Origin of the sequence: Prosthecobacter sp., assembly GCF_044373815.1 — a bacterium.
Classification (GTDB): Bacteria; Verrucomicrobiota; Verrucomicrobiia; order Verrucomicrobiales; family Verrucomicrobiaceae; genus Prosthecobacter.
Genome location: NZ_JBIPNG010000253.1, coordinates 1 through 9,342, shown reverse-complemented (window position 1 = coordinate 9,342; position 9,342 = coordinate 1). Strand labels below are relative to the sequence as shown.

Here is a 9,342-nt window from a genome sequence, read left to right as displayed (position 1 = left end):
GGCGGCCAATGTTGTTTTTGATGAGGCTGTTTGCCGTGTGCAGGATGGGCGTGGTGCTGCGGTAATTTTCCTCCAGCTTCACCACATGGGGATTGGGGAAGAAGTTTTCGAACTCGGTGATGTTGGTGATCTCCGCACCGCGCCATCCGTAGATGGACTGGTCGTCATCTCCCACCACGCAGACATTGTACGGCGCCGGCACCAGGGCACGCAGCAGGCGCATCTGGAGGGAGTTGGTGTCCTGGAACTCATCCACCATCACGTAGTGGTGGCGGCTCTGCACCGTGGCACGCACATCGGCATGCTCTTCGAGCAGACGCACGCCGAGGATGATGAGGTCATCGAAGTCCATGACGTTCAGCCCGCGCATCTCGTCCATGTACTTTTCCATCACTGCGGCATCGAGGCTTTCCTTGGGATCGCCCAAACCCTCACCCGCGTTCTTGGCCTTGCTGATGCGGGAGAGCGCCATGCTGGGGTCCAGCGTCTCGTCCTTCACCAGCAGGGTCTGCAGCACCCGCTTGATCAGCGTCTCCTGCTCGCCCTGGCTGTAGATGGCGAAGTTGTTCTTGTAGCCCACGTGCTCGGCAAACTCGCGCAGCAGGCGAACGCAGAAGGCATGGAAAGTGCCGACCACGACCTTCTTGCCGAGGCCGTCGCGCACCATGCCTTTGATACGTTCGCGCATTTCGTTGGCGGCTTTGTTGGTGAAGGTGACCGAAAGGATGTTCTTCGGATTGATGCCCTCGTTCACCATGAAGCTGATGCGCGCGGTGAGCACGCGCGTCTTGCCTGTGCCTGCACCTGCGAGAATGAGCAGCGGCCCATTGATGGTGGTGGCGGCCTCACGCTGCTGGGCATTGAGGGTGCCTGTAAATCCGTGGCTCATGGCGCACCCGCACCTCGCACGGGAAGACCACGTTCACGCCATTCATTCAGCACCTGGGGCAGGAGCTTGTGCTCCTCCACCTTGATGCGTGCATGCAATTTCTCAGCGGTGTCGCCGATGTTTACCGGCACCTTGGCCTGCGCCAGAATGCGACCGCCATCGATCTCGGCGGTGACGAGGTGCACGGTGCATCCGGTTTCCAGCGCACCCTCATCAATGGCAAGCTGCGGGGCATTGGCTCCTTTGAATTTCGGCAGCAGCGACGGATGCACGTTCACAATGCGACCAGCATACGCGCTGATCACCGGCTCTTTGAGAATGCGCATGAATCCCGCGAGCACGACGACGTCAATGCGTGCGCGCTCCAGATGCTCGAAGATTTCCTTCTGTGCCGCGTCACTGAGGCGGCGCGGATTGTCACCGCCATCGACAAACAACGCGGGCACGCCGGCGGCGCGGGCGATTTCCCGAAAACCGGATTCCGCCTGATCGGTGATGGTGATCGCAATCTCAGCCTTCAGCTTGTGGTCCGCGATGGCAGCGATGATGGCGCGAAGATTGGACCCTGCGCCGGAGCCCAGCACGGCGATGCGCAGCAGGCCATTGCTTTTCGTGCCGCCATCACCCGCCTGCATCTTGTTGATGGTCTTCGTGGTGGAGCGCCCGGGCACCAGCGGCAGGATGGAAATCTGCGTGCCTGCGGCTTCCAGCGCGTTGCGTTCTTCACGATTGAGCGACTCCACGGTATAGTCACCGCCTTTGGCATACACGTGCGGTTTAATGGCTTCGATGAGCGAGGTGGCACGTTCATCATCAAATACAACGACGGCATCCACGGCCCGGAGCGCGGACATCACCTCCGCACGATCATGCTCGGGATTGAGCGGACGATCCGGGCCTTTGAGCTGGCGCACGGATTGATCTGAATTCAAAGCGACCACCATGGCATCTCCGAGCGCACGGGCCTGCTCAAGGTAACGCACGTGGCCTGCATGCAGGAGATCGAAGCAGCCATTGGTGAACACCAGTTTTTTTCCCTGCTGATCCAGGGTGTCACGCAGTCGCCGGACATCGGCGATGGTGGCGGGATTGTAGTCATCGGGCATGCTTTGCTATTGGCGCGAAGCGTGGCGGATGCAAGGTGGGAGAGGTTTGAAATTTAAAGGATGGAGAGAGTGGGAAAGAGTGTGCAGCCGCGCCCAGAGCGAATTTGGAGTGCGGCTGCGCAACCCTGAAAGGGTGAAGCTGCCGCTTTCGAGCGTTCTCGTGGCACGCGTGGGCTGACCGGCTGGCGAGAACTCACAGGCTGCCGCCCTCGAACTACCCGAGGTATGCGTGAGCCGATCAGCACGTCGAAAGCGGTAGCTGCGTTCGTTCCTCACTCCGCGACCGCAGTCCATATATGAGCGCGAGCGCACCCAGCATACCACATTCTACCCTTAACTACCCCGATGTATCCCGCTATGTGATTAGAAGGCATTCCTCCGTACTGAGCACAAAAAAAGCGGAAGGCGATGCCCTCCGCTTTTTTGAAATCTCAGAGATAAGACTCAGCCCTGCTTGGACACGACCTTGTCGGTGGTGCTTTCAAGAACAGCGGCGCCGGGATCACGTGTGAGGGGCCAGTAAGCGTCCATGTTGAGCTTGACGGGCGGAGCCATCTTGAACTGCGCACCAGCCTTGGTGGCAAAACCCTGATAGGCGAGAGGCATGAGCGTGATGCAGACGCGCTCCTGATCAAACTTCTGCACGTGCAGCGCGGCGGCGAAGGTGCTCTTCTGATCGAGAACCAGGGAGTCGCCCACCTGATACGGGTCAGCTTTGTCCTTGTTGCCCGGAAGCACGATTTCGATGTCCACGTCCTCGATGTCCGCGGAACGCGCACGCACCACCCAGCCTTCGGTGATGACATCGCTAGCGGTGAGCGGACGGGCGTTGATCACCTGAAAGGTGCCCTTCACATAGAGGGGCTGCTCCTGCTTGTAGTTGCGGATGTAGGAACGCTTGAGGAGATCGTTCTTCACGGCAAGCTGCTCGCCATTGAAGGCATAGAACTCGGCCAGCACATCACGCGCAGGAAGAAACTTGCCCTGCGGCACGGTGTAGTTGGTGAACTTGCGCAGCGGATCGAGCTTGTCGAAGCGGGCAAGCACCCGGTAATTGAATGGTTTTTCAGGGTGAGCGAACACCATGATGCTGAAGAACCAGCAAAAGGTGGCGAAGCCCATCAGCAAAGTGATGAGAATGGTCCACCAAAAAATGCCGCCGGAGTCTTTCTTCTTGGAAAAGCTCCCGCCACCGTAAGAACGGTACTCATTGCCGTCGCTCAAAAATCGGATTTGCATGACAGTTTTGCGAAAATTTTAGTATTTATAAATCAGGAATGTTCAAATTCTACAATATCGACTGAATTTGAAAAGGAAATTTTGTGAATAAGTTGGCAACAAGATTGCTTCAATAATGGCCAACGGAGTCAATGAATCTGAGGCTTAGATTCACGTGGTCTGAGGTTCAAAGGACGTGCCGCAGCCACAACTGCGGGCGGCGTTTGGGTTCGAGAGCTTGAATCCGGCATCTGCCAGGGAATCGACGTAATCGATCTGGCAGCCGCGCAGGTAGCCGAGGCTCTCGTGATCGATGATAATCGAGACACCCTCCTGCGACTGCACCTCGTCGTCGGTTTTGGCCTGATCAAGGCCCATGACGTACTGCATGCCAGCGCAGCCGCCCTTCTCCACTCGCAGGCGCAGCCCGGTGCCCGCTTCGGCGTTCTTTTCCGCGATGAGGGATTTGAGATGTTCGATGGCGCTGGAGGTGAGGGAAATCATGGGTGAGCAGGCAATGGCGGGCGTGTGTCTGATGCCCGAGAAGCACGGAGATTGCAAATCCCCATCTGGCATCCAAGATAACATTTCTGGGTTGTGGTACAGGCTACGCGTCCCACCCCGCACTTTATCGAAATACATGGCAAAAATACGCATTCTTCCAGACGCACTCGCCAGCCAGGTGGCGGCAGGGGAAGTCGTGGAGCGGCCGGCCGCTTTGGTGCGCGAACTGGTAGAGAACAGCCTGGACGCCGGAGCCACTCACATTGAGGTGCATGCCCAGCGCGGCGGCATCGCGATGATTCGCATTGTCGATGATGGAAGCGGAATGGACAGGGAGGACGCCATGCTGTGTCTGGAGCGCCATGCCACCAGCAAGATACGGACCAAGGAGGACCTCGGCGCGATCCACACCTTTGGGTTTCGTGGCGAGGCCCTGCCCAGCATCGCCAGCGTGTCGCGCTTCCGGCTTGCCACCCGTGAGAAATCGGCGCTGGTGGGCACAGAAATTGAAGTGAATGGCGGCAAGCTGGTGGCAGTGCGCGATCACGGCGGCGCTCCCGGCACCGTCATCGAGGCGCGCTCGTTGTTTTTCAATGTGCCTGCGCGCCGCAAATTCCTGCGCACGGAGAACACGGAATTTGCCCACGTGGAGCAGCAGCTGCGGCTGCATGCCATCGCCAATCCGCAGACGGCTTTCACCCTGACTCACAATGGCGAGCTGGTGCTGCACCTGCCGGCCACGCGCGACATGCTGGAACGCATTCGCGGCCTGGTGGGCGATGAACTGGCCTCCCGCCTGCTCAAAGTTGAGGAAACCACCGTGCAGGGCGTGACCGTTTCCGGCTACATCGGCGGACCGGGCATGAGCCGCTCCAACCGCCAGATGCAGACGACGTATCTGAACGGCCGCCCGATCGAAAGCGCCAGCATCTCCTACGGCCTGCGCGAAGGCTATCACACCGCGCTGATGAAGGGGCAGTATCCGGTCACCTTCCTCTTCATCCAGATGGACCCGCATGCGTTTGATGTGAACGTGCATCCGGCCAAAAAAGAGGTGCGCTTTCATGATGGTCACAGCGTGCGGGATGCCATCTCCCGCTGTGTGAGCCACACGCTGGAGAACGCCGCCAAGCTGCCCACGGGTCATGCCCCCGCACGCGCCGTGCCAGCCGCCCCTGCGCCAGCGCGAGTGCCGCTGGTGCCCGACAGCCGTCAGGAGCAGTTTGCCATGCCTGTGGCGGCCTCGTCAGCACCGCTGCGCAACATCGCACCTGCGCCGGCATCCACCCCACAGCCGCAACCAGCCCTCTCTCATCGCGTGGCCGACGTGCTGGAGAGAATCGCCGCCGGTCGCAGCGCTCCTGTCATTGAGCCTCAGGCCCCGAAAGCAACGGCACCCGAAGAAGCTCAGGAAGAGGAAGCTCCGCAGCCCTCCCCTGCCCCGGCCAAAGCCGAGCCCGCCGAGCCACCGGAGTACCGCATCATCGGCGTGCTGCAGAAGCTCTACGTCCTCATGGAAGGCAAAGAGGGGCTCGTCCTCATGGACCAGCACGCCGCGCATGAGCGGGTGAACTTCGAGAAATTCCGCCGCGCCATCGAGTCCGGCGGCGTGCCCTGCCAGCGGCTGCTGCTTCCCGTCACCCTGCAAACCACGCCCAGAGATGCCGATTTGCTACGGCAGAATCTGCCCTCGCTGAACCGCCTGGGCATCGAGATCGAGCCCTTCGGTCCGAACATCTTCAAGGTGGAAACCCTGCCCTCGTTTTTAAAGACCGACGACCCCGCCGCCTGGCTGGATCAGGTGATCGAGGAGCTCAGCAGCCTGAGCACCAAATCCTCCAGCCTGCGCCTGAGCGAAGACGCCATCGCCACCATCGCCTGCCGCGCTTCGGTGAAGAGCAACGACGTGCTCTCCATCCCCGAGATGCAGGCGCTGCTGAAAGACCTCTTCGCCTGCGAGATGCCCTACTGCTGCCCGCATGGCCGGCCCACCCTGGTGCAAATTTCCACCAGCGAGCTGGAGCGGAAGTTTGGGCGGAGAGCTCCGGGGTAGGCTCTCGATTCTCTTTTCTACTTCTCAGGCTTACGGTGCCCCATGCAAGCCCATCAGCTTTGCCAGTGTCCGTTGCCTTCCATCGAAGCTCAAAAACACATCAGCTCTCAGCACAAGCGCTGCAGCGACATGGGTGATGTCATAAGCACGGGAACCTGTGGTCAGAGTATGCGCAGTGCTGATCCGCCGGCATGCCTCCCAATGCAGGTCCGAGGCCAGAGGCACATCGATGAGGATGCCTTGCGCCAGATCACTTTCGATCTCAGACAAGGCCTGCGCCAGCTCTGCCGCCGTGATGCGTCCACGAAAGCAGGCGAGTCGCAGAGCATTCTCCGTCTCAAACCGCAGCGCTCCGGTTAACAAGACCGGCTCCGCATTGGCTGCCATCCAAGCACGCGCAGCAGGGGTGTTTACATCCACACCATAGAGCGACACAAGAAAGCTGGCGTCCGCCGTGACGGTCATGATTCGCCACGGTTTTCGTTCACGATGTCGCTCAAATCACGATCTGGCACCGCGTTCAGTGGTGCAAACCGGCGCGCAAACAACTCGCTGCGGCTGCTGGCTGTGGGGGAAGGCGCGGGCATCACCGGGGCTTCATCACCCAAGGCCAGCGCCAGACCATCGCGCAGCAGTCGCTCAAGCCGGGAGGCTTTGGGCGGGTCCAGACGTTGCAGCGCGAGATCAATTTCCAAGGCCAGTGAACTCATGCCCCGAGTATCCATGTCCGCACTTCGGTTGTCAACGTTGAGGAAACCAGGGAAAGCCCCTCTGGATACGCATTCAACCCATGGGATTAACCACGGAATACACGGAAACTTGAAGCAGGCTCCGGTTTCCGTGTATTCCGTGGTCAACTTTCAGGGACAATCTTGGGCAAAGAGCGCCGGGGTAGCACGCCGCACCACGGAGGATGGGCGTCCCGCCCGTCAGACGGATCGGGGCGTCTCGCCTTTGATCCGAAGGCTGGAAGCCCCGGGCCGTTGTCAGGCCGGAGGCCTGACCTCCAGGCGACAAAGAACGCAAATCTTGTGATAAGTCCGCCGCCTGCCTGCGTTAAAGGGCCGCATCCCCCATCCCCTGCTCTGTCCATGAATCCTTTCCGCAACGACCTCAGCCGCCGCACGTTTGTCTCCGGTGCCGCCAAAACCTTTCTTGGCGTCAGCACGGCAGCCCACTTCGGCTCCCGCATTCTGGCAGCCCCCGGTCAGGGAGCTTCACCGCTGAAGCAGGCAGCCACGGCGCGCAATGTCATCTATCTCTACATGAACGGCGGCATGAGCCACCTGGACACCTTTGATCCGAAGCCGGAGAAGAAGGAAATCATGGGCCTGACCAAGGTCATCAATACTAACGTGGACGGCATCCGCGTCGCGGGAAACATCCCTCTCATCGCCCGGCAAATGGACAAGCTGGCCGTGGTGCGCAGCATGATGACGACACAGGGCGCGCATGAGCAGGGCAACTACTACCAGCACACCAGCTACACCATGCGCAGCAGCATCCGCCATCCGGCCATGGGGGCGTGGTTGCAGAAGTTTCAGGATCGCGGCAATCCCACGCTACCCGGCAGCGTCATGATCGGCAACGACAGCCGCCATCCCGGCGCCGGATTCTTTGAGAGCCGCTTCGCTCCGCTGATGATCAACGATCCCGAAAGCGGCATCAACAACGTGAAAACCAACCAGTGGTTCACCGAAGAGCGCTTCAACAGCCGCCTCAACACCGCCAAGCAGCTCGACCGCCAGTTTGCCGAGACCTACAACGTCAAAAACGTGCGCGCCTATGCCGACATGTACGACGACGCCCTCAAGATGATGAAGAGCGAGGAGCTCGCCGCCTTCGACCTCAGCGCGGAGCCTGAGGCCCTGCGCAACAAGTACGGCACCGACCGCTTCGGCCAGGGCTGCTTGCTCGCCCGCCGCTTGGTGGAACACGGCGTGCGCTTTGTCGAAGTCTCCTTTGGAAGCTGGGACACCCACAATGCCAATTTCACCCGCGTCCCTGAACTGTGCGATGAACTCGACTCCGCACTGAGCACCCTCCTGCAGGATTTGGAATCCCACGGCCTGCTACAAGATACCATGGTGGTGCTGGCCACCGAATTCGGCCGCACCCCCGAGATCAATGCGAACGACGGTCGCGACCACCACGCGCGCGGCTTCACCTGCCTCATGGCAGGCGGCGGCATTCGCGGCGGCCAGGTCTATGGTGCCACGGATGACTCCGGCCTGGAAGCCACCGTCAATCCGGTGACGATCCCCGACTTCAACGCCACCATCGCCTACGGCCTCGGCATTCCGCTGGATCAGGTCCTCTACAGCCCCAGCAAGCGCCCCTTCACCGTCGCAGACAAGGGCAGGCCGATCACGCAGCTCTTCGGCTAGAACACCCCCTGCCCAAGGAGCCGGACTTGCCAAGTCCGTCTGGAAAGACCAAGGAGTGGGACTTGCCAAGTCCCATCTGGGGGGCACCGCAGGTGACCAAGGACCAGGACTTGCCAAGTCCCGCAGTCCCATCTGGAGGGGCACCGGCGGGAGGTTCACAGCGTGCAGCAGGTTCACAGCCCGCAGCAAGTTCACAGCCCGCAGCAAGTTCACAGCCTGCGGCAAGTTCATAGCCCGCAACAAGTTCACAGCCTGCAGCAGGTTCACAGGGTCAGGGATGGGTGGGACAATGGGGGTGAGTTTCCATTTCCACCGGCGGTAGGTTCACAGGATCATTGAGGTTCACCCGTTGGGTTCAGGCTCAGTATCAGTATCCCCATTGGGGTTGGGGATTTGGTATCAAGGTATCACTCCCTATATATAGGGAGTGATACCTTGATACCAACCTCACGTCGGTATCATGATACCGATTTGATACCCCTTTGATACCTGATACCAAAGCATCAGGCACGGTAGTAGCCGCCCGTCGGCCCATGCTTCAGCAGTCCGATGGAGAGCCACTTGGGAATGCGGCGCTTGGCCGTGGCCACCGAGAGGTGCGCGCGCGTGATGATGAGCTGCACGAGATCCGTGTACGAAACCTCCCCCACATGCCCCGCAAACACCGCCTGGCACTCAGGTTGCTCCACTTTTCGCGCCGTCTCAGCTTTGCTCTCCTTCGTCTCCGCCTCCACGGTGACGTGCATGCCTTCGGGCACGGACCACTCAAAGCGCAGGCCGTTTTCACGCGGGATGCAGGCGTGGCGGCAGCGCTCGGAGAAGACGAGCGGGACGCCCCGGGAATCCTTGGAGATGCGGAGGTTGCTCTCCGCCTTGCGCTCGAGCTGGCTGCCGAGGTGGCCGCGTGTCTTGCCGGTTTCAAAGCCGGAGGGGTTCTCGTGCAGCACGACGATGATGGGGCAGGCGTAAGTGATCGCCAGCTGCGCGAGGTGCTCCACCAAGGCGAAGGCTTCGATGTCGTCATTCGGGCTTTTGCAGAGGTCGGCCACGCCATCGATGAAGACGCTGTGGATGCCGCCGCATTCCTCATGGGCGCGCTGCATTTCGGCAGCGAGGTAGGCGCGGCGTTTCTCGGTGGAAACATCCGCCAGGGAGTAGCCGCGAAAATGATCCGGCATGCTGCTG

General features: G+C 60.4%; 8 protein-coding genes and 1 pseudogene. 2 read left to right on the top strand and 7 right to left on the bottom strand.

Features of this window, described 5'->3' with window-relative positions:
- From ACIREA_RS19205 to ACIREA_RS19190, 4 genes are all read right to left on the bottom strand, one after another.
- Nucleotides 1–889 (bottom strand): ATP-dependent helicase (locus ACIREA_RS19205; RefSeq protein ID WP_397383951.1); only part of this gene is annotated, 889 nt, incomplete at its 3' end.
- The gene (gene purN / locus ACIREA_RS19200) at nt 886–1,995 is read right to left on the bottom strand and encodes a phosphoribosylglycinamide formyltransferase (protein WP_397383950.1); all 1,110 of its coding nucleotides are present in this window, start codon (nt 1,993–1,995) and stop codon (nt 886–888) included. The genes purN and ACIREA_RS19205, both read right to left, overlap by 4 nt.
- 444 nt (nt 1,996–2,439) lie before the next feature.
- Complete coding sequence (locus ACIREA_RS19195) at nt 2,440–3,234, bottom strand: hypothetical protein (RefSeq protein WP_397383949.1); 795 nt, start codon at nt 3,232–3,234, stop codon at nt 2,440–2,442.
- A 150-nt stretch (nt 3,235–3,384) separates the two neighbouring features.
- Nucleotides 3,385–3,717 (bottom strand): HesB/IscA family protein, encoded by a 333-nt coding sequence (locus tag ACIREA_RS19190; protein WP_397383948.1) that lies wholly within the window; start codon nt 3,715–3,717, stop codon nt 3,385–3,387.
- 136 nt (nt 3,718–3,853) lie between these two features.
- Between ACIREA_RS19190 and mutL the strand changes: the two genes are divergently transcribed.
- A complete protein-coding gene (mutL, locus tag ACIREA_RS19185) occupies nt 3,854–5,770 on the top strand; it encodes a DNA mismatch repair endonuclease MutL (protein ID WP_397383947.1) in 1,917 nt (638 codons plus the stop codon).
- 30 nt (nt 5,771–5,800) lie between these two features.
- On the opposite strand, the gene ACIREA_RS19180 is transcribed toward mutL, so the two are convergent.
- Together ACIREA_RS19180 and ACIREA_RS19175 are read right to left on the bottom strand one after the other, a co-directional pair.
- Complete coding sequence (locus ACIREA_RS19180) at nt 5,801–6,235, bottom strand: PIN domain-containing protein (RefSeq protein WP_397383946.1); 435 nt, start codon at nt 6,233–6,235, stop codon at nt 5,801–5,803.
- Nucleotides 6,232–6,480 (bottom strand): hypothetical protein, encoded by a 249-nt coding sequence (locus ACIREA_RS19175; protein WP_397383945.1) that lies wholly within the window; start codon nt 6,478–6,480, stop codon nt 6,232–6,234. Before ACIREA_RS19175 ends, ACIREA_RS19180 begins: the two co-directional genes overlap by 4 nt.
- A gap of 381 nt (nt 6,481–6,861) precedes the next feature.
- Between ACIREA_RS19175 and ACIREA_RS19170 the strand changes: the two genes are divergently transcribed.
- Entirely contained in the window at nt 6,862–8,157 is a 1,296-nt protein-coding gene (locus ACIREA_RS19170) for a DUF1501 domain-containing protein (protein WP_397383944.1), read from the top strand.
- A 503-nt stretch (nt 8,158–8,660) separates the two neighbouring features.
- On the opposite strand, the pseudogene ACIREA_RS19165 reads toward ACIREA_RS19170, so the two are convergent.
- Nucleotides 8,661–9,342 (bottom strand): annotated as a pseudogene (locus ACIREA_RS19165) (hypothetical protein); the annotation flags it as partial.

Bases quoted from the DNA above. Each gene is read 5' to 3' on its own strand.
- purN (WP_397383950.1), bottom strand. From the start codon at position 1,995: ATGCCCGATGACTACAATCCCGCCACCATCGCCGATGTCCGGCGACTG.
- ACIREA_RS19195 (WP_397383949.1), bottom strand. From the start codon at position 3,234: ATGCAAATCCGATTTTTGAGCGACGGCAATGAGTACCGTTCTTACGGT.
- ACIREA_RS19190 (WP_397383948.1), bottom strand. From the start codon at position 3,717: ATGATTTCCCTCACCTCCAGCGCCATCGAACATCTCAAATCCCTCATC.
- mutL (WP_397383947.1), top strand. From the start codon at position 3,854: ATGGCAAAAATACGCATTCTTCCAGACGCACTCGCCAGCCAGGTGGCG.
- ACIREA_RS19180 (WP_397383946.1), bottom strand. From the start codon at position 6,235: ATGACCGTCACGGCGGACGCCAGCTTTCTTGTGTCGCTCTATGGTGTG.
- ACIREA_RS19175 (WP_397383945.1), bottom strand. From the start codon at position 6,480: ATGAGTTCACTGGCCTTGGAAATTGATCTCGCGCTGCAACGTCTGGAC.
- ACIREA_RS19170 (WP_397383944.1), top strand. From the start codon at position 6,862: ATGAATCCTTTCCGCAACGACCTCAGCCGCCGCACGTTTGTCTCCGGT.